The organism is Gilliamella sp. GillExp13, assembly GCF_001690815.1.
GTDB lineage: Bacteria > Pseudomonadota > Gammaproteobacteria > Enterobacterales > Orbaceae > Gilliamella > Gilliamella bombi.
This window is the reverse complement of the sequence record NZ_LZHJ01000108.1, coordinates 12,359-35,210: the sequence shown is the minus strand read 5'-3', so window position 1 is coordinate 35,210 and position 22,852 is coordinate 12,359. Positions and strand designations below refer to the sequence as shown.

Here is a 22,852-nt window from a genome sequence, read left to right as displayed (position 1 = left end):
CGCAGCTCATAGCTATAGTAACAGAATGATTTTGTTGTAGTTGCTGTGCCCACGTTTTACGTGCCTTTGTGGGCACTAAAGCTTTTTTATGATTTCTTCCTGAAGCTGTGATTTTAAGCTCAGCTCGGCAAACATCTGCTTAAGTTTGCGGTTTTCAGCCTCCAGCTCTTTTAAGCGTTTGATATCCGAAGTTTCCATGCCGCCGTATTTTTCCCGCCATTTATAAAAAGTTGAATTACCCATGCCATATTTACGGCAGAGTTCCTTGACAGGAATACCTGCTTCAGCTTCTTTTAAAATAGCGACGATTTGATGTTCAGTCATTTTTTTCATCATTAAATCCCCTTTTACTTTTATCATAGAGAATTTTCTACTTTTTTGCTGATAGTTATTTGGAAGCTAAAGCTGCTCGCTTGGGATTGGGGTTAGCCTATGTACCAGAAGAATTGGTAGCGGATGATATAGAAAAAGGCGTTCTCATTAGAGTGCTACACCGTTTTAGCCTTAAGCTCGAAGCATCGTATATCTATTACCCTCATAAAAATATATCTCCTGCGCTAAGAGCTGTTATTGACGCATTGAAAATTTAAAGGGAGATTAAATTGTCTACATTTGATTATTTGTAATAGTCCTTATTTAATTTGACATTTGAGTTATTTTATAACGCAAAAGGAAATGTCAGAAATAAATCAAAAAACAAAAATCATTAAACCTAAATTAGGACTTTAAAAATAAAATTATTGCCACTAACTTCTTGTCTTAATTATTACTTTTGAATTGGAGCGGGAAACGAGGTTCGAACTCGCGACCCCGACCTTGGCAAGGTCGTGCTCTACCAACTGAGCTATTCCCGCATAGGTAAGAAGTGGTGCCCGGGGCGAGACTTGAACTCGCACGGCCAAAAAGGCCGAGGGATTTTAAATCCCTTGTGTCTACCGATTTCACCACCCGGGCTCAAAATTAATTACTAAAAAGTAATTTGTTTTGAATGCTGTGCATTTTACCGATCTTATGGTTTCAGTCAATAAAAATTTTAAATAAATCGTTTAATTGCTCAATGTTTGATTGATTAACAATTTAAATAGAAGTTATTGGTTGATTTTGAAGGGGATGAGTAATTTTGTTTACTAGAATTTATCAACAAAATTACTCGAATAAAAACATGCTTAGGTAGAAATATTAACTAAAAGTTATTATTCTTCTAATAAATCGCTATGTGCTATCCATAAATATTGCAACATTGATAATAGCGTTAATACTGTTGCAATAAACAATGCTGCAAGACCTGCGTAAATAACAATGTCACAAGGACGCCAAAGTAGCCAAGTTAATGCTGTCATTTGTGCTATCGTTTTGATTTTCCCAATTGACGAAACAGCTACATTGTTACGTTTACCAATTTCAGCCATCCATTCCCGTAAGGCCGATATTATAATTTCTCGTGAAACAATAATAATTGCAGGGATTGAGATCCACCATGATTGATAATATTGTGTAATTAAAACAAGCGCTATTGTTACTATGATTTTGTCGGCGACTGGATCTAAAAATGCGCCAAACTTGGTTGTCTGTCCTAGGCGGCGAGCAAGATAACCATCTAATACATCAGTCACGGCCGCAATTAAAAAAATTAATGCAGAGAAAAAACCAGACCATTCATGAGGGAACAAATAAAATGCCAGCACAAAAAAAGGAATTAAAATAACTCGAAATAGTGTTAAAAATGTTGGAAAATTAATTTTCATGTGACAAAAGCTCTTTTTTTATTTTATTAATCAATGCATTATAGATTAATAAAAAACAGTATTTTCTTAATGATTATGTTGCCTGAAATATGTTATTTTTTCAATGGGTTATTGTTGTAAATTTAGATAAATTTTTTCAGCTAATTGTTTTGATATACCTTGTACTTGCGCTATTTCATCAATACTGGCATTTTTTAACTCTCTTAATCCACCAAAATGTTTCAGTAGTGCTTGACGCCTTTTAGCGCCAATACCTTCAATATGTTCTAAGGCGCTGTCGGTTAATTGTTTTGTCCCTTTTTTACGTTGACCAACAATAGCATGATCATGTGATGCATTTCTTATTTGCTGAATGAGTAATAGTGCAGGGGAATGATCATCAAGATAATGTCCTGTACCATGAGCTTCAAAAAAGAGGGTTTCTAATCCTTCTTTACGATCAGCTCCTTTAGCAACACCAATTAGTATAGGATGATTTTTGTTCCAATTTACCTCTAATTGTTCAAATACCTTTAGAGCTTGATTAAGTTGCCCTTTACCACCGTCAATAAAAATAATATCAGGAACTTTTTCATCGGGTAGTTCTTTTTTACTGTAACGGCGCGTTAAGACTTGTTCCATTGCCGCATAATCATCGCCAGGTGTGATACCAGTAATATTATAACGACGGAATTCAGATTTAACAGGTCCTTTATCATCAAATACAACACAAGATGCAATCGTGTTTTTACCCATAAAGTGGCTGATATCAAAACATTCCATTCGGTTAATTTTATCGATTCCCAAAAAAGATTTTAATGCGTCATATCGTTGTTTTATTGTGGAATTTTCTAATAGCTTATTTTTAACTTCAGTTTGAGCGTTTACTGTTGCAATATTGAGTAATTTAAGATTATCTCCTTTAGGTTCATCAATGAGTTTAACTTGATGCTCTGCAATAAGTGACAGTGTCTCTTCCATTGGTTGTTTATCTGATAATGAAAAATTGAGTAAAATTTTTCTCGGAATATTTCTATTCTGGTTACCTTGTAGATAAAATTGTCCTAAAAAAGTTTCTATAACTTCTTCTAGTTCTGTATTTGATGGTACTTTAGGAAAGTATGATCGATGACCAAAAGTTTGCCCATTCCGAATAAACAGTACATAGATACAAGCTAATCCTAATTCATAATGGAATCCAATAACATCAAGATTATCATTATTATTGTATATTGCTTGTTTTTCATTAATGTGTTTTATTGCTTGAAGTTGATCACGCAAAACCGCTGCTTTTTCAAAGTTGAGTTCGCTACTAGCTTTTTGCATATCTTCAGTTATTTTTTGTATTATCTGATCTGATTGACCAGATAAAAATAATCTAACATAGTTAACTTGTTCTAGGTAATCTTCATCACTGACTAATCCAGACACACAAGGCCCTAAGCAACGTTTAATTTGATATTGTAGGCAGGGGCGAGTTCGGTTGCGATAGGTTGAATTTAAACACTGTCTTATTGGAAATGTTTTTTGTAATAAAGCTAATATTTGCTTTACTGCATATCCACTTGGATAAGGGCCAAAAAATTCATCTTTTTTTCGATTGACCGCACCACGATAAAGAGACAATTGCGGATGTTGTTCTTTGCTTAACTTTATAAAAGGGTAACTTTTGTCATCTTTTAACAGTACATTGTATCGGGGTTGATACTTTTTAATATAAGTCTGTTCAAGCAGTAAGGCTTCGGTTTCGGTATTGGTAATTGTAAATTCAATATGATGGATATGACTAACGAGCATATCCGTTTTTAGCGTTTTTTTACTATTATTAAAGTAACTTTTTAAGCGATTATTAAGATCTTTAGCCTTTCCCACATAAATAATCGTCTGTTTATCATTAAACATTTGATAAATTCCTGGCTTATGTGGAACTGTTTTTAAAAAAGATGCTGAATCAAATTGGCTCATATTAGTTTTCAAATTTGAGGGCTTTTTTCTCTATAATCCTCATAATGGTGCTAAGTAAACCATTTATCAAGAGATATATTAACCCAGCAGCAATAAAAATAGTGAAATCATAATAATCCGCATTCAATTCATTGCTGTAGCCCATAACATCCATAACAGGAATCATTGACGCTAATGCTGTGCCTTTTACTACAAAGACAACTTCATTTGAATAAGTCGAAAGGGCTCTTTTTAATGCATAAGGCAAAACAACTTTTAAAGTTTGTTTTTTATTCATGCCAAGTGCTTCACAAGCTTGCCACTGTCCTTTAGGTAAGGCTTTTAATGAACCATAAAAAATTTGAGTTGTATAGGCGGCACTATTGAGTGTTAATGTTAAATAGGCACAAAACCAAGGCGAAGAAATAATGTTATAAAACGTCGGTATTTTGATTAAAATATCTCTAAATTGTGATGGCCCATAATAAATTAGTAAAAGTTGTACTAGTAAAGGTGTACCTGTAAATATAATGACATATGTGCGTATAACTTTATTTAATATAAAGTGATTTAATGACAATATGCATGATAGACAAGCAGCAATCAATCCAGCAGATAAAATACCCAAAATACCTAAACTTAATGTATCGGGTAAACCTTGGGCAATGATGTTAAGGTAATGAATAAAATTATCAGACATAATACGGCCTTACTAACTTTTCGCTGATGTAGGTTGTTCAAAATAGGTTGAGCGTTTTTCAATACGCGTTATAACCTTTTGACTTAAAATTGAGATAATTAGATAAATGATCATTGCAACAAAATACCATAAAAAAGGTTGGTTGGTTCGCGCGATGATAGTTTTGGTTTGCATCATTAAATCATCAATTGCAATTGCTGAAACTAATGCGGTGTCTTTTAACAAAATTAACCACTGATTACTTAATCCAGGCAAGGCATGACGCCACATTTGTGGCATTATAATACGAAGAAACGTGCGTGATTTACTTAACCCAAGTACTTGAGCTGCTTGTTTTTGTCCGTTAGAAATTGCTTTAAATGCACCGCGTAACGTTTGAGAGGCATAAACAGCGTATAAAAGTGATAGTGCTGCAACACCGCATAAAAAAGGACTAATATTAAAATCTTGAATATCTAATTGTATCGTCAATGACAAATAATAAAGATCGATTGTGAAACCATCATTTAATAATATTAATAATAGTGGTAATCCGTTATAAATAGCTACCACAATTAATAATTCAGGTAACGCGCGAATTGTTAAGTTAAATAAGGACATTGCCCACGCAACGGGTTTAAATGGAACAGATTCTAGTATTGAGAAAATTAAAGCGAAAACAATTCCGATAATTAATGATACAAAGGCCAATGATAATGTGATACCTGTTGCTTGTATAAGCGGCAAAATATACCCATCCATTAACGATGAGATCCATATCATTTTATTTGCAAAAAAATCAAACATAAAAAAACCAAGGTTAATTTAAAAAATAAATTCGCCGCAAGATAATGCGGCGAGATTATCATTGTATTTATTTAAAAATATAGTTTATTTATTGAACCATTTTTTATAGATAGCATCTAACTCACCGTTAGCTTTTAATTTATCTATTGCTTGATCAAATTGGTTAAGTAATTTTTCGTTACCCTTACGGATAGCAATTCCTAAACCTTCACCAAAATAGTCGTGGTCAGTGATTTTATCGCTTAAAGCAACAATATCTGCCTCTTTGCCTAGCCATTCGCCAGCTACGATTGAGCTTGAAACTATTGCATCAATTCTCTTCGCTTTTAAATCTAAAATAGCGTACTGATAACTATCATAGCTAACCGCTTTCATATCTGGGAATTTATCACTTAAATATTTAGGATAAGTTGTTCCTTTTTGTAGACCAACTCGTTTACCTTTTAGTTGATCGAGACTAGTCAATGTATCTTTCAATGTAACAAATTGGATTGAGCTATCATCATAATAAATTTTAGTAAAATCAACTTGTTTTTGTCGTTCTGGCGTAATATCAATTCCGGCTATAGCGGCATCAATTCGACGAGTTTTTAAGCTAGGAATTAAACCATCAAATGATTGATTGACAATTTTGCATGAAACTTTTATTTCATCACAAATCTTATTAATCACATCAATATCAAAGCCGATGATTTCATTTTTTTCATTAGTAAATTCAAAAGGCGCATAAGTTGCTTCTGTTCCGATTGTTAAGGTGTCTGCTGCTTGAGCTACAAAAGCAGTTCCTGCAAGACAAATGGCTAGTAACGTTTTTTTCATATATCCACCTAATTTTATTTTAATTAATGTGACAAATAAGCTTTAAACTCTTCAGTTTTAGGATGAGCAAAACATTCGAGTTGTCCTCGCTCAATGATTTTACCTTGCTCCATATAAATTACTTGTGAAGCAATTTTGCGTGCAAAATCAACTTCATGCGTAACTATAATTTGTGTAATACCTGTTTGAGATAGCTCATTGATAATTTCGGCAATTTGCGATGTAATTGCTGGATCTAATGCTGCTGTAGGTTCATCGAATAATAATATTTGAGGTTCCATCATTAACGCTCTAGCAATAGCGACACGTTGCTGTTGTCCACCTGAGAGGTGAAGCGGGTAGCGTTGTGCCATATCATCAATTTGCAATCTTTGTAATATCGCCATTGCTTTATCGCAAGCTTCTTTTTTAGATAACTTTAATACTTGGCAAGGTGCTTCAATCAAATTTTCTAGTACCGTCAAATGCGGCCATAAATTATAGTTTTGAAATACCATGCCTACATTTTTACGGAGATGTCTAATTGTTGATTCACTGATTTTTTCAGAAAAATCAAAATGGGTGTTAGCAATAGTCATCTGCCCTGATTTAGGTATTTCAAGTAAATTAAATACTTTTAATAAAGAGCTTTTTCCTGCTCCACTTTGACCAAGTAAAACAATGGTTTCACCAAGTGGATAACAGAGTGAAACATCATTTAAAGCCTGATGTTTACCATAAAAACAGTTAATATGGTTTAATTCAATATTCATTGTTAGTTATACATTTTTCTTGATGCTAAATTTGATTAAATATTACTTTTTCCTGCATAAAAATGCAATCTAATTTATTAGACAAGTTCTCTTTTGTCTGGTTTTTATACTTAAAGATGCACTTTCCTGAAAGTTTTTACAATCTTTTGTTATTTAGGATGGTTATTGAGCATTAGATAAAATAGGAATTACAGGGCCAAGATATCTAGGTTCTTTTTTTAGAATATAAAGATCAATAAATGCACTAACACGCGCAAACATTTCGCGGATACGGACTAACTTCATATTTTTAGGGGAGGGCACAGCAAAACATTGTGCTTGTATGTCTTGAGCAAGGGCAATAAAAATGGCTCGTTCGCAATGAAACTCTTGAGTGATAATAGTAAAATTATTTGCATCAAATACTTTATTGGCACGAACCACTGAATCGAAAGTTCTAAAACCTGCATAATCCAAAACGATCACATCGCTAGGAATTCCTGCTTTTATCAAATCCTTCTTCATAGTAATTGGTTCGTTGTAGCTTAAAAGAGCGTTATCACCACTTAATAATAAATAATCAACTTTGTTTTGCCAATAAAGATCAATTGCTCCATCAATACGATTACGATAAAAATCATTTAAACCTCCTCCTCGAACATATTTCGATGTTCCAAGTACAACACCAATAGTCCGGTAAGGAAGTTTGTTTTCATCATGATAAATATAAGGAGCTGTTTTATAGCTGATCCAATAATCTAAACCTACAATAGCAGTTATTAAAATCAAGCAGAAACTAGCAATATAAGCAATAAGCTTTTTTAATTTCATGCTAAAACCAGTTAAAAATAAATACCATTATTGGAAATAAAAAAGGTGCTGTCAATGAGGTCATAACACCACATAAAACTAATGATAACGAACTATACGCACCTTCGTTATAATCAACTTCAATACAACGGGCAGTGCCGACAGCATGTGAAACAGCACCGATAGCTAATCCTCTTGCTGGTGCTGATTTTATTTTAACTAAATTTAATATTTGATGTCCAAATATACCGCCTAATGTTCCAACTAATATCACGCATAATGCAGCTATTGACGGTACACCATCTTGATTACTTGCAATTGTTACTGCAATGGCAGTAGTAACAGATTTAGGTAGCACAGATGCAGCAATCTCAATACTTCCACCTAACCAAAATACAATACAAACACCGGTTATCATTGAAGCAAGCGATGCGGTAAAAGTAATAATCATTATTGACTTCCAACGAGCTTTAATTTGGGGAATAAGTTCATATAAAGGATAGGCGAGAGCAACAACAGAATAAGGCAATAGTTTATTAATGATTTGTACGTTGTCAACGTATTGTGTGTAACTGGTGTTTGTTATCAGTAAAATTGGAATTAATACTATTACCGTAATCACAAGGGGATTAAATAACGGATTTTTTATTTTAAATGATATTTTTCTAATAATGAAGAAAACAAAAAGCGTTAATGGTAGCATCCATATCATGGCTGATTGACCTCATCTTTTGGTGATGAAATTGAATTTTTTGCTGCGATTTTATGACATTGTTCTGTTAAAAATGCGGTTAGAAGCAATACAATAAGAGAACCACCTACACAGCCAAATATAATCGGAACCCAATTTTGTAATAAAAGTGAATAATTATCCATAATCCCCATTGCTGCAGGAATAAATAATAATGTCATGTAACGCATGAATAGATTACAGCTATTTTTGATCCAGCAAGTGGGAATTAACTGAAATGCAAGTAAAAAGAACAGGATCAATAAACCAATAATACTGCCAGGAATTATTATAGGTAATATTTTAGAAATAATATTACCTACCCATAAACAAAGAGTTAATATGACCAATCCACGACCATAACTAAAAAAAGTATAGTATAAAGAATATAGTCTATGTCTGATGGTAGCGTGCTTAGCTAGAAAATGTTTCATAACGTAAATGCTATTAATCTTAATTATAAATTATGACGGATGCTAGAGTGACATAAAGTTATTTGTCTATATGATACGCTCGTCAAAATTAATTACCAACTAAATAATGGCAGTAATGATAAAGTTGTTTAATTATTGCTAGTTTTTCTGGTTGCTGAATATAAGTTTCAGCATATTGTTCTAATATTAATAAGTAATCTTGAATTTTTGGGGTGTTGAGTTTATCGCGACAATAATCTTTCCAAATAATCTGTTCATGCTCTGTTAATGTTTGTGGGTAATTTCGCGCTTTATAACGAAAAAATAGTGTTGGTAAACGAGGATCATCAAACGTTAATGATAAACTATCTAATAGATGAATTGGAGTTGTTCGAATAGTCTCGCAGCGTAACTTATCTTGGTTATTTAGAAATTTTCCATAAATTTGAGCATCAACATCAGCGTTAATAGTATTAATAGGACTATTATTATCAATATTAAATAACGTCTGTATTTTATTTTGTAATAAATTTTGATTTTCTAACAATTTATGTTGGTTTATTAAACATTGCTCTATATCAATGTTAAACCGTTCAGCATTTTCAGGTAATAATGTTTTTAATGGTGCAATAACAGGACATTTATTGGTATGAACCAATTTTAAAGGTATTCGTGATTCACCTAATTGTAGATCTTTAGTTTTGGTGTAGAGCCTTTCCTTTATTTGCTCAACAGGTAGATCGATTAAGAGATCTATATCTCCAGTTAAATCGCAAATAACAGCGGCACTATTTTGTACTGGATGCCAAATTATAGGTGAAACTAAAGATAGATTACCACGATGGCTACCTAACATACCTGATACATGAACTATTGGTGTCATATTAACTACATCAATAAGTTCAGCAACTTTATTTTTTTTACGTAATGAGAAAAAATAATTAAACAGTTTAGGTTGTTTTTCTTTTATTAATTTAACCATTGCTATAGTTGCATAAACATCAGACATTGCATCATGTGCATGTTCATGCTTAATGTTATTTGCTTTTGTTAGATGTTCTAAACGAAAACTTGGTAGGCCTTCATCATTAGTTGGCCAATTAATTCCTTCTGGTCTTAGCGCATAACAAGCACGAACTACATCAAGTAGATCCCATCTTGAATTGTTGTGTTGCCAACAATAAGTATAAGGGTCATAAAAATTACGATATAAAAGATTACGCGTTACTTCATCATCAAAACGAATATTGTTATATCCTAAAATACAAGTATTAGGTTTGCTAAAAGCTTGATGAATTTGTCGAGTAAATTCAGCTTCACAAACTCCTTTGTTATTAGTTTCTTGAGGTGTTATGCCAGTAATTAGTACCGCTTCTGGATTGGGTAGATAGTCTTGAGCTTGACAACAATATATAACCAAAGGATCTTCAATAATATTAAAATTCTCATCAGTTCGAATTCCAGCAAATTGAGCAGGGCGATCTAATGCAGGATGAGTTCCAAATGTTTCATAATCGTGGAAGTAAAAAGTTGGCTGTTCTTGGTTATTTTTCATTGTTCTTCTTTGCTCATAATTGTTCTTTTATTTATTTAAATTCAATAAGATATAATAAATTTTTGTTTATTTTTGTTTTTAGCTATTTAAGTGGTTTTTTATTTGTTCACTTGCAAATGTGTACAGATTGAGTACATAATTATATTTTTATATGTGTACAGAATGTAGAAAATAAAATGGCATTAAGTGATACAAAATTAAAATCAATATTAAATAAACCTTACACTGGGTTGCCTGAGTTAACCGATGGTGATGGTTTGGGAGTAAGAATATCACAAAAAGGAACAATTGCGTTTCAATTTCGTTATAGATGGAACGGAAAAGCTCAAAGAATGACAATAGGACGTTACCCATCATTATCGCTTAAAGATGCTAGGATTTTGGTCGGTGAGCTGAGAGACTTATACAATAAAGGAATCGATCCAAAAAAGCATAATCAAGCAAACAATACAGGTATGACTTTGAATGCTTGCCTTGATTATTGGATGGAAAAATATGTATCAACGCTTAGAGATAAAACTGCCACACTATATCAAGCCGTTGTATGCAAAAATCTTTATAATCAATTTCCTGATATACCAGTTAATGAGATACCTGTGCGTGACTGGGTCACTTTTTTTGAAAAGCAAGAACAAATTAATCTTAAAAGAGCCAGAACAATACTAGTGCAGGCTAAATCTGCAATAAATTGGTGTATTAGTCGTCAAGTTATAGACTCATGTGAGTTAATGAAATTAAGCCCTAAAAATATAGGCGTTAAAACTGAAATTGGTGATAGGGTATTAACATATAAAGAGTTGGCAAAAATATGGCTAGCAATTGAAAATAGCAGGGCATCAACAATAAATAAGCTTCTACATCAAATGCTAATGTTATGGGGGGCTAGAAATTCAGAATTACGACTTGCTTCTGTTGATGAATTTGATATGGGTGAATTGATTTGGACAGTTCCAAAGGAACATAGCAAAATGGGTAACGTAATAAGAAGACCTATTTTTGAACAAATTAGACCAATGGTTGAAAAATTACAAAATATGTTTAATGATAAAATGTTTCCAGGAACATCGTTAAATACCTCTATTACAATTTCAGCAGCTAATAGGTATGTAAGACGATTGCGTGAAAAATTAGATATGCCAGAATGGAGCTCCCATGATTTTAGAAGGACATTATCAACTAGATTATCAGAGGAGGGAGTTATGCCCCATATCACAGAAAGGATGTTAGGGCATGAACTTGGTGGTGTTATGGCTGTTTACAATAAACATGATTGGTTAGAAGATCAAAGAAAGGCATATGAATTATATGCTGATAAGATCCTTTGGCACATCAAACACGTTGATTAATTCCGCCATTATTAAACCAGTCAATTACCGCTTTTTTATTGTATCGCTTTGGATAATTCAATACAGCAGCAGGAAAACCTTTATTTTTTGTTAAATTATAAATTGTTGTCCTGCTTTTGATGCCAAACTTTTGCATGATTTCTTTTTCTTCGATTAAGTCATACATTTTATTTTTCTCCAGACTTTTACTTATACTGTATTTTTCGCCAAATTTGGTGTTAATTCATTAAAGGGGTATTCCCCCATTGGGGGATATTGTTTATTTATTTAACTCTGATGGTTTCTTCTCAACAATCTTCATAAATCCAACACCGAAATACTTAATATAAAGATCATTAATAAAAAAGAGCATTTCGTTAGCCATACCAAACCCTTCCTCATCCCAGCTATCAAGTTCGGCATGCACCTCATCTGCAATAATCCCGAATGCGTTAGCGGCTAAAGCCGACTGATTTAAAAGTGCACCAGCTATAAATGAGCTGAATTGATTGCGTATATCTTCATTAGAAAAGTTATTAAGTAAATTAGAATCATTTGTAACTGAAAAATCAGCACTTGGGTTATGCTTTTTTGCGAACAATATAAATTGCTGTCTTACCGCATTTGCCGCAACTTCATTTAATTCACTGTTAATAATCATTTTAGTTAAGCTCATCTTTATGTCTCCTATTTAACATGTACGCATCAATCAAATTTAATATATAAACTTTCACATTTTTATTAGAACAGCCTCCACTCAAAACGTAATCTCTGAAATCTTGAACACTGAATGTTGGGTGCTTTTTGCTTAATCTAGCTTCAAGGTTCAATATTTTTTTATTAAGTTTGAGTAATTCACGATCAACATGGAAGCAACGGTAAAATTCACCGTAAAACTTTTTCCCTGCTTTATCTGCATCAACTTTTGTTAGTTTGTATCTTTCCATTAGTCACTTTTACCTTGTGTTAGTTGATACTCGATAGCAAAACGGAATCCTTGCGCAAACACATCAAAGATTTGTGCTGTATCGTTTTCAACATAGTTATTCAAAGCCTTGATGTTTGGGTCTCGCACCAATGAAAAATCTAGCTTATTTTTAACAACAAACTTTTCAAAACAAGTGTGAACAGTAAACATAAGATTATTCATTGGCTGATTCCTCCATTCTTATAAAAGCATTTTCTATAACACCTTTTAATATCAGTAACGCAGAACCGAATTGATTCATGGTTTCATCATCCACAGTAGTTAAATCGGCACAACGAAGCGTGTCAGCAATAGCACCGATACCGTCATTTGCGATACTAAGCACTTCTCTTAATTCTTCTTTAGAGGCAGATGTTGATAATAAATAATTAACTGGGTTATACATGGGTTATACCTCCATATATGATTTAATGGCTTTTATCCCGTTTTCGTTGTAACGAAAGTTGGTGACTTGCTTATCTGAATACTCGGCTTTATCTAGCACAAAGATGCCGTTTTCCGCCGTCTTCAAATTGTACTTATTAGCAATTAGTCCCACCTTGTGACCTGATATTCCCAGTTGTGCACCGACTTCTTTTGCTGAATAAGTTTGTCCATCTAGAATAGGATAGGGGACAACAGAACCTGCGATTGGATTAATTAACTTAGCATAGATAGCTTGTTTTGATGGCGAGCTCAAATTAGATAAGTGGCCACATAATTTTTCAGCAACGTTATAAACTTCTTTTATCGCTCTCGCTTTTCTTAATTCTGGTAACCCTGAGTTATCAATTTTTGGTGTAGGTGTAAGCTCGCCTTTTTTGTAATCCAAAAATACTTGGTTAACCGTCAACTGAAATTTTGGACTAATCCAACCCGCGTAAGATACTGCTAAAAGTTCGTGGGCGAAAGTACCTTGATTAATACCGCCTTTTGTGACAGTGATTATTTCTTGACCGAAGGCAGAATTCTGCCTTAGCTCTTCAATAAGTTCTTGAGTAGACTTTGTGGCTAACCACGCTTTAGGTCTTTTAGCATCTTTGCCCCCACTGGCTTTATGCAAAGCATTAAGATTATATCGACCTTGCTCATCGGTCGTAATTGAGATTCCAGCTATTACTGGACAAGATAAATTGTTTTTGATACTATTTTTCATGGTTTCATTCCTAAGTTGTTGGTTTGATTTTCCCCTTTGATGGCGGTCTTAGGGGATTCTATATTTGCTTTATTTTTACTTTCCATTAATATTTCTGGTAATACTGTGTGTATGCAATTGAGATCACCAGTTTCTAAAAATCGATTATGAATCTTGGTTAAAGGTTCGATAGCATTTATGCATCGATTATTTAACTGCTTTATCACGTTAGGTATCTCTTTTGCTGAGAAAAGAGCACTAAATAAAACGTTACCCCTATCCCGAACGCATAGGGTTATCAGTGGCTCATCTAAGAAATACCCCAAATTTAATTCATTCATTTTTATTCCCATCCAACAGGTTTTGATAATTTTTCTAAGTTAGATGCGGCATTATTTGAATCGGCTAAATGTGCGTTGATTGCTCATACTCTAAATGATGCTAAACGATTATTTAGAGAAAAAGTTAAGTATGCGTATGACAGGTTGCCAGAAGAAATAAAGCAAGCGAATCCTGCTAGTAATGATGCCGCAGGTGAGTTGGTATTTAAAAAAGGTGGCTCGCTTTATGTATCAACTTCATTCCGTGGAGGCACGCTTCGTTATCTGCATGTTTCTGAGTTCGGTAAAATTTGTGCAAAGTTCCCAGATAAAGCTAAAGAAATTGTTACCGGTGCTTTTGAAGCTGTTGCTACCGGGTGTTTCATTACAATAGAAAGCACCGCAGAGGGTAAAAGTGGTTATTTTTACGATTACTGTAATACAGCTGAAAAAGCCCATATTCAAGGCAAGCCTTTATCATCACTTGATTGGAAGTTCTTTTTTTTCTCTTGGTGGAAAAATCCACTCTATGCGATAGAGCCAGTTGAACAATTACCGTCTAGATTAGAGGAATATTTTAGCGAGATAAAAGCTAAGTACGGTATCAACTTTACCGAACAACAAAAAGCTTGGTATCACGCTAAAGAGAAAACGCTTGGTGATGATATGAAGCGTGAGTATCCATCCATTCCAAGTGAGGCATTCGAACAATCAATAGAAGGTGCTTACTACTCAAGGCAATTCAGACAGCTATATAAAGAGAAGCGCATTACAACGCTACCCGACAATAGCCATTTACCAGTTTATACCTATTGGGACTTGGGTGTCGGTGATTCAACCGTTATTTGGTTTGTGCGCAAAGTGGGTGAAGAATTTCACATCATCGACTACTACGAAAATAGTGGCGAGGGTCTCAGGCACTACATGAAGGTCCTAAAAGACAAATCACAAAATCTTGGCTATGAATATGCTGAGCACTGGGCACCGCACGATATTGATAATCGTGAATTATCGGGTGATGGTAAGAGCCGTAAACAGATAGCAAAAGAAGGCTATGAAATTGACGGTGAGAAATACAGCATTAAGTTTAATGTAGCACCAAGGTTAAGTGTTGATGATGGCATCGAATCAGTTCGTGAAATTCTTCCTCTTTGTGCATTTGATTCAAGCAAATGCGAACAGGGTATTGCTAATTTAGAAGCCTATCGAAAAGCATGGGATGATAAAAACGGCTGCTGGCGAGATAAACCGCTACATGACCACACATCGCACGGCGCGGATGCGTTTAGATATTTTGCTGTGGCTAATCGAAATGCACGCAGACAAGCTTTTACAATTCAAATGGAAACAACATTCTAATGAATCATGACATTACTTTTATTCGACCTGAACACAAACAAGCATCTATTAACTGGGAAAAAATGCGGGATGTTTGTGCCGGCGCTGAAATAATTAAATCAAAAGGTAATCAGTATTTACCTTATTTAGATCCTACCGATAAGAGTGAACGTAATAAAAAACGCAACCAGGATTATATTGCAAGGGCGGTTTTTTATAGCATTACTGGTCACACAAAAATTGGTTTAATTGGCATGGCTTTCCGCAAAGATCCAACAATTAGCATCCCTAACAAGTTGGAATATCTCAAAACTAATGCAGATGGTGCGGGAACAAGTATTTACCAACAGTCACAATCAACGCTTGAATCAGTATTAGAAGTTGGCCGTCATGGTCTGTATGTTGATTATTCCTCAGATTCTAATGAGGCTATGATTTTATCGTATAAAGCAGAAGATATTATTAACTGGCGAACACAACGAATTAACGGCAAAGATAAGCTAGTTTTAGTTGTTCTTCGGGAAGTAGTTGAAGTCTCTGATGGATATGGTTTTAAAGATATCACTCAATACAGAGAGTTAGCCATTGAAGAAGGCAAGTTTATCTGTAAGGTTTGGCGTCGCACAGGAGAAAATAACAGTGGACCTTATGAAATTGATTCTATTTATGAGCCAAAACCAAAAAATGAAGATCATTGGCATGAAATTCCATTTACATTTGTAGGTGCTCAAAACAACGACCCAACAATTGATGATTCCCCTTTATCTTCATTAATTGAAATCAATTTAGGACACTATCGTAATAGTGCTGATTATGAAGATAGTTTGTTCTTTTGTGGTCAGGTTCAGCCTGCAATCATTGGATTAGATACTGAATGGCGAGATTTCTTGGAAAAGAATGGTGTCAAAATTGGATCTCGCACCCCATTATTACTGCCTCAAGGCGGTAATTTTGTTTACGCCCAAGCACAGCCTAACACATTAGCTAAAGAGGGTATGGATGATAAGCGCAATTATATGGTGGCACTAGGTGCGAGGCTAATAGAACAAAACTCATCAGCTAAAACCGCAACACAAGCTAATGGTGATCAAATAGCATCAACATCCGTACTCGGTATATGTTGCTCTAACGTGTCGGAGGCTTACACGATAGCACTTAAATGGTGTGCTCATTATCTTGGGGTAGTGGTTGATAATATTGTCTGTTCTATCAATCAAGAGTTTATTTCTAAGATTGCTGATGCTGGCATGATTACCGCTATTGTTAGCTCATGGCAATCAGGCGCAATCAGGGATGAGGATATGATACGTGCAATGCAAAAAATAGATATCATTGACCCAAGCGCAGATCCTGAAACCGTCAAGCAGGAGCTAAAAGACGCAGATCCTCAGTTGCTGGATTAATTTATGACAATTAACAAAAAACTTCGCGATGAAGCAATTTATCACCGCGTTAATCTGGTTGGTTATGAGCATAATTTAATAAGAGAATCACTTAAACTTCTAAATGTCGTTGATCAACAGTTAACAGCCCAGCTATATATTGCGTTAGATGATTTATCTTCTAGTGAATTTAAAATATCACGACTTGAATCAATGCTCAGTAGTGTTAAGTCATTAAATTCATTTTCTGATTATCTCTTTGGTGAATTAAATGCATTTAGTGAATATGAGAGTAATTATCAATATTCACTGTTTGAATCGTTATTATCCGATATTGTTAAAACTAAATACCCTTTAATGCAGATATCGCCCAATCAGTTATTTGCGGTGGTAAAAGCAAAACCATTTCAAGGGCGATTATTGTCTGAATGGGTAAGCAATATCGAAGATGACAGACTTAAACGTGTTACAAATGCCGTTAGAACTGGTTATGTAACTGGCGAAACCACTGAACAGATTATTAGAAGAGTGAGAGGCACTAAAAAGAACAATTATAAAGATGGTGTTTTAGAAACTAGTAAGAGAAACGTATCATCATTAATTCGCTCAGCTGTATCTCACACAGCCGCCGTTTCTCGTGATGAGTTCGGAAAGGCTAATAGCGATTTAATAAAAGGCAAGCAATGGTTATCTACGCTTGATACTAGTACTACGCCGATGTGTATTATTCGTGATTTAAAACAGTATACATTAGATAACCAGCCTATCGGTCATGACATTCCATACGGTGACGGACCGGGTAAATTACATTTTTGTTGTCGGTCTGTTGAAACGTTTATACTAAAAAGTTATCGTGAACTAGGGATCGACATTGATGAGGTGCCAACAGGCACAAGAGCATCAATGGATGGTCAAGTTCCAGCCAAAATCTCTTATCTTGATTGGCTAAAAACACAATCACAGGAGAGGCAAGAGCAAATATTAGGGGTAGAAAGAGCGAGGTTATTACGAAATGGAGAAATTGAGCCAGAAAAGTTTTTCACTCGCGATGGACACTTATTAACAATTGACGAATTAAACAACCAACTTAGTGGTCAACTTTCAAATTTAAGAACAGTTGAAGATATTGAAAATTGGATGCAAAGAAAAAGCATAGCTGCTAATGTTAAATTTCCGAAAGATACATCTCTCGAAAGCGCTAAAGATGTTGCTGTAATATCAGAAGATATTATTAAAAGGTTCAATTTATCAAAACTCTCATGGTTAGGGACAAAAGATAAATTTTCGGAAACTGCGGCTGGTGCTTATAATTTATCTCAAAACTCAATTCACATGGCGCAATGGATGTTAGACCCAAGCGAATGGGAGGCAATTGCAGAAAACGCCGCCATGCTAGGGTTTAAAGATATGGCCATTTATGAAATTGATTTATCTCCAGATAAAAAACAGCTAGCACGGATAATTGCTAACTTGGATGTTTTACCTTACGCATCAGTTCAAAGCATAAAAGGAACAATAGCACACGAATTTGGGCACTATCTGTATTATCAAGATGAGAAGTATTTATCTAAAATCACTCAAATTGCATATAATGACAAATGGGCGCATGTGCTAAGTTATTATTCTTCTGATTCAAATGAAGAGCTTTTTTCTGAAAGCTTTGCTTTGTATATGCTTGGCGATACTGAATCGAGAAAGAGAATTCATCCTTTAATACTAGAATGGTTAATAAAACATGACAAACGATAATCTAAGAAAGGTCCACGCTTTAATTCAAAAACAGCCGTGGGATGATGATATCTTAGTGGAGATACAAAAGTTAATTGATAACGAGCCAAATTTAGCCATTAAACGTATGATGGCTATGAGTATGAGTGCAGTTACCAATAAAATGGAAAACAGCAAAACAATAGATAAATAAATATTTATTAACATCTACAAGGTCGCTATATGCGGCCTTTTTTATTTTCAGAGCAAAGCTCAAATCCTGAGGGGAAATTATGTTATTTAGAGAAATTAACCGAAAGTTTTATTCAGAAGCACAAGAGGGCGGCGATGCTGGTGGTGGTGCAACAATCACCCCAGAAGTGCAAGCCTTAATAGATAAAGCAGTTGCTGAAAACACGCAAGGCTTAAAAAATAAAAATAACGAATTGTTAGGTAAACAAAAGGCATTATCTGAAAAACTAAAGCAGTTTGAAGGAATTGATCCTGACGCCGTCAAAACAATCTTACAGCGATTTTCAGATGATGAAGAAGCAAAACTTATTTCAGCAGGGAAAATCGATGAGGTATTAAACAAACGCACAGAGCGGTTTAGAAGCGAGTTTGATAAAAAGCTCAAAGCAGAACAAGAACGAGCTGATAGTGCGCAAAAGAAAGCTGAAAAGTATAGCAGTATTGTGCTTAGCAACAAAATGACTAATGCGGCATTGAAAGCGGGAGCGTTACCTGAAGCATTAGAAGATATTAGTTTACGTGCCAAAGGCATGTTTATTTTAAGTGATGACGGCGAGGCTGTCGCAGTAGGACAAGATGGCGAACCTTTACTTGGTAAAGACGGTAAAACTCCGTTAACACCTCAAGAGTGGGTGGAATCATTAAAAGATAATGCTCCACACTTATTTCCAAGAGCCGAAGGCACTGGAGGCGGAGGTCATAAGGCAGGCGGTTCCAATTTAGTTCGTTCAAAAATGACCAGTACGGAAAAACACAACTACATCCAAAAATATGGTCAACAAGCATATTTAAAATTACCAAAAGATTAAGAGGAAGTTAAATAATGGCAACAACAGTAAATACAGATTTAATCATTTACAACGATTTAGCACAAACCGCATTTTTAGAGCGACGCCAAGATAACTTGGATGTATTTAATGCGGCATCTAATGGTGCAATTCTTATCGACAATGAATTAATTGAAGGAGATTTTCGTAAACGAGCATTTTACAAAGTTAACGGCTCTATTGATCCTCGTGATGTTAATTCGGTTGATCCTGTTACAGGTAAAAAAATCGGCGCAGGCGAAGCTGTGGGCGTCAAAGTGCCATGGAAATACGGACCTTATGAAACAACAGAAGAAGCATTTAAACGCCGTGGGCGTGATATTTCTGAATTTTCAGAGGTGATCGGCGTTGATGTGGCAGATGCAACATTAGAGGGCTACGTTAAATATGCCATCAATTCTCTAATGGCTGCTATTGGTGCTAACACTGACATGACAGTAACCGCAGATATCGCGACCGATGGGAAGAAAACATTAACTAAAGGATTACGTAAATACGGCGACAAATTCAATCGTGTTGCTTTATTTGTTATGCATTCTACAACCTATTTTGACATTGTAGATCAGGCAATGGATAACAAGCTATACGAAGAAGCTGGTGTTGTGGTTTATGGTGGTCAACCAGGCACATTAGGCAAACCTGTATTAGTTACTGATTCTGCGCCAGTTGATGCGATTTTAGGTTTAGTTGCAAGTGCTGTCAAAATCACTGAGTCACAAGCTCCGGGCTTCCGTTCTTATGACATCAATACGCAGGAAAACTTAGCAATCGGATATCGTGCAGAGGGTACAGTTAACATCGATTTACTTGGTTACAGCTGGGATACATCAAAAGGTGCTAATCCAGATTTAGCTAAGTTGAGCAATCAAGTTAACTGGAAAAAACACTTTGACAGCAATAAATCTACCGCTGGCGTTTTAATTAAACTAGGAGCGCCAAACGTTAACAGCAGATCTGCCAAAGTAAATAATTAAAACAAAGGGCGTAAAGCCCTTTTTATGGAGCAATGAATGATTAATGCCGATCTTAATTCTAGCAACTTTAACAGTTATGCAAGCATTGATGATTTAGAGCATTTTGCTAACGCAAGAGATATAAGTTTACCTGACAATAAAGAATCATTGCTCATTAAAGCAATGGACTATTTGAATGGATTAAATTGGGCAGGTAAGAAAGCCAAACAAAGCCAAACTTTACCATTTCCTAGAAAGAATATTGTTTTGGATGGCTATTTATTACCTAGCAATGAGATCCCAACTCCACTAATAACAGCTCAATGTATGTTAGCTATTGAGGCTATTTCGGATGATTTATTGCCTAGTGTGCGTGAGGCTCCAGTAAAGTCGGAGTCTATAGCTGGTGCGTTAACAGTCGCTTATGCGGTCGATGAATCTGGCTTTAAACCGCAGTATACGGCTGTTATGTCAATATTGGGCGATTTGGTTGTTAGCAGTGGGTTCTCAATAAATTGTATTGCCGAGAGGTCGTGATGGTGAACTTTTATGAACGTTCATTTAATACGGCCTTGAAACTCCTTTCAAAATACGGCATGAAATATTTAGTATTAAGAAAGGGGCAAGTTTCAATTGTTAACGGTAAAGAAGTTATTACCGAAAATCAAACCTTTACAACAATTGGCATAAAAACCAATTACAACCCAATTGAGATTGACGGAACGGTTATTCAGTCTGGAGATATTCAGATGGTTTTTTCTGCTGATGTTGAGCTGAAAATCAACGATATTGTAATCATTGACGGTGAAAAATATCTGATTAAACAGCCAAATCCAGTAAAACCTGCTGATGTTCTTATATGCTACAAATCACAGTTAAGGAAAGCGTAAATGTCGAATAGTCAAAATTTTCTATCGTCTATCAATGCGTTTGTAGATAAAGCGAAAGCAAAAAATGAGCTTGTAGTTAAAAAGGCTAGTATCGAAATCTTGCAAGACATTATCAGAATGTCACCAGTAGGACAGCCTGAATTATGGCAAGGTTATGCACCCAAAGGCTATGTCGGTGGACGTTTTCGTGGTAACTGGCAAGTTACCTTTAATGTGCCTGCATCTGTTGAACTAGATAGAATTGATCCATCAGGAATGGACACGTTAAAAGATGGTATCGAGCAGATTGGGCGGTATACAAATGGTGTTCAGTCAATCTACTTTACTAACAACCTACCTTACAGTGTGAGATTGGAATTTGGACACTCTAAACAAGCGCCTAACGGTATTGTCAGGGTCGCCGCACTAAATGCTCAAGTTCATTTTGAAAATGCCACAAAAGGAGGTTAATAATTGATTTCGACAATTTCAGAATTGCTCGAATCGCATCTAGATATCATTGCCAACCAGCTAGGTTTACCAATCATTTATGAAAACATTGAAGCAACACCTAATGACGAAATATACTTGAAATCCAACATATTGCCAGCAATCACAACCAGCTTTGATTTGGGCGGTAATTCACGGATTTACAAAGGAGTTTATCAAGTTAGCGTAGTAGCTCCAATTAACACTGGTAAATCACGCTCTCAGCAAATATCAGAAGCGATTATTAAGCATTTCAAACTCAATACAGAGTTAACCAAAGATAATTTTTCACTTTACATCAACTCAATACCAAGCGTTTATCCAGCTATCACGGATAAAACCACTTACACCATACCAATTAGCATGAATTACCGTGCTGATACATTAATTTAATTAGGAGTTTTACTATGGGTTTTGCATTACCTAACGGCGCACGTGTTTACGTGCAAAAATCAAAAGGCGAGGCTTTAGCATTTGAAACTATTACAAACGCCAAAGAAGCGGTTGTTACATTGAAAGCGAATCACGGGCTTGTGGTCGGTGATGAGGTTCTAATTGCTTCGGGTTGGACAAAATTAAATAATGCGGTTGCTAAAGTATCGAAAGTTAATAATTTAGAGGTCACTCTTGGCAATATTAACACGACAAATGCCAGTGCATTTCCTGCTGATGAAGGTAGTGGAACATTAACCAAAATTACAGCGTGGGAAAGATTACCACAGGTAAAAGAGGTTGCTACTGAGGGCGGTGAACAACAATTTGTTCAAATTCAATTTTTGGATGATGATACAGAACGACAATTACCAACCATTAAATCAGCAAAAAGCAAAAGCTTTACTATTGCTCATGACAGCTCTTTGCCGATCTATCCGCTATTGCAGGAATTAGATCAGACGAACGATGTGGTAGCAATGAAAATGTATGTACCGAAAGCAAAAGAAACTCGCTACGACGCTGTACGTGTGTCATTTGACCCAACACCTGAGACGGCTATCAACGAGATTGAAACCGTAAAAATCAACACAACCGTCGAATCACCAGCGATCACATTTTATAAAGATAAATAAGGATAAACT

General features: G+C 35.1%; 27 protein-coding genes, 2 tRNA genes and 4 pseudogenes. 13 read left to right on the top strand and 20 right to left on the bottom strand.

Going from position 1 to position 22,852, the window contains the following annotated elements; all coding sequences use genetic code 11:
- Positions 1 to 81: 81 nt before the first annotated feature.
- Positions 82 to 336 (bottom strand): annotated as a pseudogene (locus A9G37_RS07980) (transposase); the annotation flags it as partial.
- Between the two features lie 41 nt (positions 337 to 377).
- Here A9G37_RS07980 and A9G37_RS13620 point away from each other — a divergent pair.
- Positions 378 to 590: pseudogene (locus A9G37_RS13620) on the top strand (LysR substrate-binding domain-containing protein); the annotation flags it as partial.
- A 188-nt stretch (positions 591 to 778) separates the two neighbouring features.
- Here the strand turns inward: A9G37_RS13620 and A9G37_RS07970 are convergent.
- The 12 genes from A9G37_RS07970 to sbcB all read right to left on the bottom strand — a co-directional run bounded on the left by A9G37_RS07970 (position 779) and on the right by sbcB (position 10,212).
- Positions 779 to 854, bottom strand: a tRNA-Gly gene (locus A9G37_RS07970).
- A gap of 12 nt (positions 855 to 866) precedes the next feature.
- Positions 867 to 954, bottom strand: a tRNA-Leu gene (locus A9G37_RS07965).
- Positions 955 to 1,193: 239 nt separating this feature from the next.
- Positions 1,194 to 1,745, bottom strand: a complete 552-nt coding sequence (gene pgsA, locus A9G37_RS07960; protein ID WP_034913104.1) for a CDP-diacylglycerol--glycerol-3-phosphate 3-phosphatidyltransferase — start codon at positions 1,743 to 1,745, stop codon at positions 1,194 to 1,196.
- Between the two features lie 108 nt (positions 1,746 to 1,853).
- Positions 1,854 to 3,689 carry an excinuclease ABC subunit UvrC gene (uvrC, locus tag A9G37_RS07955; RefSeq protein WP_065575175.1) on the bottom strand — a complete coding sequence of 612 codons (1,836 nt, stop codon included), beginning with the start codon at positions 3,687 to 3,689 and terminating at the stop codon, positions 1,854 to 1,856.
- 1 nt (position 3,690) lies between these two features.
- Complete coding sequence (gene artM / locus A9G37_RS07950; RefSeq protein WP_065560283.1) at positions 3,691 to 4,368, bottom strand: arginine ABC transporter permease ArtM; 678 nt, start codon at positions 4,366 to 4,368, stop codon at positions 3,691 to 3,693.
- 12 nt (positions 4,369 to 4,380) lie between these two features.
- On the bottom strand, positions 4,381 to 5,109 hold the full coding sequence (gene artQ, locus A9G37_RS07945) for an arginine ABC transporter permease ArtQ (protein ID WP_065560289.1): 729 nt from the start codon (positions 5,107 to 5,109) through the stop codon (positions 4,381 to 4,383).
- 129 nt (positions 5,110 to 5,238) lie between these two features.
- Complete coding sequence (locus A9G37_RS07940; RefSeq protein ID WP_065560282.1) at positions 5,239 to 5,973, bottom strand: transporter substrate-binding domain-containing protein; 735 nt, start codon at positions 5,971 to 5,973, stop codon at positions 5,239 to 5,241.
- Positions 5,974 to 5,996: 23 nt separating this feature from the next.
- A complete protein-coding gene (artP, locus tag A9G37_RS07935; protein ID WP_065560281.1) occupies positions 5,997 to 6,725 on the bottom strand; it encodes an arginine ABC transporter ATP-binding protein ArtP in 729 nt (242 codons plus the stop codon).
- Positions 6,726 to 6,887: 162 nt separating this feature from the next.
- Complete coding sequence (locus A9G37_RS07930) at positions 6,888 to 7,535, bottom strand: ElyC/SanA/YdcF family protein (protein WP_081297232.1); 648 nt, start codon at positions 7,533 to 7,535, stop codon at positions 6,888 to 6,890.
- Between the two features lies 1 nt (position 7,536).
- Positions 7,537 to 8,226, bottom strand: coding sequence for a CidB/LrgB family autolysis modulator (locus A9G37_RS07925; protein WP_065560280.1), 690 nt, complete (start codon positions 8,224 to 8,226; stop codon positions 7,537 to 7,539).
- Positions 8,223 to 8,678, bottom strand: a complete 456-nt coding sequence (locus A9G37_RS07920) for a CidA/LrgA family protein (protein WP_081297696.1) — start codon at positions 8,676 to 8,678, stop codon at positions 8,223 to 8,225. Before A9G37_RS07920 ends, A9G37_RS07925 begins: the two co-directional genes overlap by 4 nt.
- A gap of 88 nt (positions 8,679 to 8,766) precedes the next feature.
- Positions 8,767 to 10,212 (bottom strand): exodeoxyribonuclease I, encoded by a 1,446-nt coding sequence (sbcB, locus tag A9G37_RS07915; protein ID WP_065560279.1) that lies wholly within the window; start codon positions 10,210 to 10,212, stop codon positions 8,767 to 8,769.
- Between the two features lie 176 nt (positions 10,213 to 10,388).
- Here sbcB and A9G37_RS07910 point away from each other — a divergent pair, with 176 nt between their 5' ends.
- Positions 10,389 to 11,558, top strand: coding sequence for a tyrosine-type recombinase/integrase (locus tag A9G37_RS07910; RefSeq protein WP_065575174.1), 1,170 nt, complete (start codon positions 10,389 to 10,391; stop codon positions 11,556 to 11,558).
- Here the strand turns inward: A9G37_RS07910 and A9G37_RS07905 are convergent.
- The 7 genes from A9G37_RS07905 to A9G37_RS07875 all read right to left on the bottom strand — a co-directional run bounded on the left by A9G37_RS07905 (position 11,542) and on the right by A9G37_RS07875 (position 13,980).
- Entirely contained in the window at positions 11,542 to 11,724 is a 183-nt protein-coding gene (locus A9G37_RS07905; protein ID WP_065567557.1) for a helix-turn-helix transcriptional regulator, read from the bottom strand. The genes A9G37_RS07910 and A9G37_RS07905 overlap by 17 nt on opposite strands.
- A gap of 93 nt (positions 11,725 to 11,817) precedes the next feature.
- On the bottom strand, positions 11,818 to 12,213 hold the full coding sequence (locus A9G37_RS07900) for a hypothetical protein (protein WP_065575173.1): 396 nt from the start codon (positions 12,211 to 12,213) through the stop codon (positions 11,818 to 11,820).
- On the bottom strand, positions 12,200 to 12,484 hold the full coding sequence (locus A9G37_RS07895; protein WP_065575172.1) for a hypothetical protein: 285 nt from the start codon (positions 12,482 to 12,484) through the stop codon (positions 12,200 to 12,202). Before A9G37_RS07895 ends, A9G37_RS07900 begins: the two co-directional genes overlap by 14 nt.
- On the bottom strand, positions 12,484 to 12,687 hold the full coding sequence (locus A9G37_RS07890; RefSeq protein ID WP_065575171.1) for a hypothetical protein: 204 nt from the start codon (positions 12,685 to 12,687) through the stop codon (positions 12,484 to 12,486). The genes A9G37_RS07895 and A9G37_RS07890 overlap by 1 nt, the downstream gene beginning before the upstream one ends.
- Positions 12,680 to 12,910 carry a hypothetical protein gene (locus A9G37_RS07885; RefSeq protein WP_065575170.1) on the bottom strand — a complete coding sequence of 77 codons (231 nt, stop codon included), beginning with the start codon at positions 12,908 to 12,910 and terminating at the stop codon, positions 12,680 to 12,682. The genes A9G37_RS07890 and A9G37_RS07885 overlap by 8 nt, the downstream gene beginning before the upstream one ends.
- Positions 12,911 to 12,913: 3 nt before the next feature.
- Positions 12,914 to 13,660, bottom strand: coding sequence for a KilA-N domain-containing protein (locus A9G37_RS07880; RefSeq protein ID WP_065575169.1), 747 nt, complete (start codon positions 13,658 to 13,660; stop codon positions 12,914 to 12,916).
- On the bottom strand, positions 13,657 to 13,980 hold the full coding sequence (locus tag A9G37_RS07875) for a hypothetical protein (protein WP_065575168.1): 324 nt from the start codon (positions 13,978 to 13,980) through the stop codon (positions 13,657 to 13,659). The genes A9G37_RS07880 and A9G37_RS07875 overlap by 4 nt, the downstream gene beginning before the upstream one ends.
- A 36-nt stretch (positions 13,981 to 14,016) precedes the next feature.
- On the opposite strand from A9G37_RS07875, the pseudogene A9G37_RS07870 reads away from it, so the two are divergent.
- The 11 genes and pseudogenes from A9G37_RS07870 to A9G37_RS07820 all read left to right on the top strand — a co-directional run.
- Positions 14,017 to 15,318: pseudogene (locus tag A9G37_RS07870) on the top strand (terminase); the annotation flags it as partial.
- Positions 15,318 to 16,700, top strand: coding sequence for a DUF4055 domain-containing protein (locus A9G37_RS07865; RefSeq protein ID WP_065575167.1), 1,383 nt, complete (start codon positions 15,318 to 15,320; stop codon positions 16,698 to 16,700). The pseudogene A9G37_RS07870 and the gene A9G37_RS07865, both read left to right, overlap by 1 nt.
- A 3-nt stretch (positions 16,701 to 16,703) precedes the next feature.
- Positions 16,704 to 17,765: pseudogene (locus tag A9G37_RS13615) on the top strand (hypothetical protein); the annotation flags it as partial.
- 649 nt (positions 17,766 to 18,414) lie between these two features.
- Positions 18,415 to 18,600 (top strand): hypothetical protein, encoded by a 186-nt coding sequence (locus A9G37_RS07855; protein ID WP_034910077.1) that lies wholly within the window; start codon positions 18,415 to 18,417, stop codon positions 18,598 to 18,600.
- Between the two features lie 79 nt (positions 18,601 to 18,679).
- Positions 18,680 to 19,447: a hypothetical protein gene (locus A9G37_RS07850; RefSeq protein WP_034910070.1), complete on the top strand. Its 768-nt coding sequence runs from the start codon at positions 18,680 to 18,682 to the stop codon at positions 19,445 to 19,447.
- 14 nt (positions 19,448 to 19,461) lie between these two features.
- Complete coding sequence (locus A9G37_RS07845; RefSeq protein WP_034910069.1) at positions 19,462 to 20,439, top strand: major capsid protein; 978 nt, start codon at positions 19,462 to 19,464, stop codon at positions 20,437 to 20,439.
- Positions 20,440 to 20,475: 36 nt separating this feature from the next.
- Positions 20,476 to 20,955: a DnaT-like ssDNA-binding protein gene (locus tag A9G37_RS07840; RefSeq protein ID WP_065575165.1), complete on the top strand. Its 480-nt coding sequence runs from the start codon at positions 20,476 to 20,478 to the stop codon at positions 20,953 to 20,955.
- A gap of 2 nt (positions 20,956 to 20,957) precedes the next feature.
- Positions 20,958 to 21,308, top strand: coding sequence for a hypothetical protein (locus A9G37_RS07835; protein WP_218059346.1), 351 nt, complete (start codon positions 20,958 to 20,960; stop codon positions 21,306 to 21,308).
- Positions 21,309 to 21,758 carry a hypothetical protein gene (locus A9G37_RS07830; RefSeq protein ID WP_065575163.1) on the top strand — a complete coding sequence of 150 codons (450 nt, stop codon included), beginning with the start codon at positions 21,309 to 21,311 and terminating at the stop codon, positions 21,756 to 21,758.
- A 3-nt stretch (positions 21,759 to 21,761) separates the two neighbouring features.
- On the top strand, positions 21,762 to 22,169 hold the full coding sequence (locus tag A9G37_RS07825; protein ID WP_051634131.1) for a phage tail terminator-like protein: 408 nt from the start codon (positions 21,762 to 21,764) through the stop codon (positions 22,167 to 22,169).
- A 14-nt stretch (positions 22,170 to 22,183) separates the two neighbouring features.
- A complete protein-coding gene (locus A9G37_RS07820) occupies positions 22,184 to 22,843 on the top strand; it encodes a phage tail protein (protein WP_065575162.1) in 660 nt (219 codons plus the stop codon).
- The last annotated feature ends 9 nt before the right edge of the window (positions 22,844 to 22,852 follow it).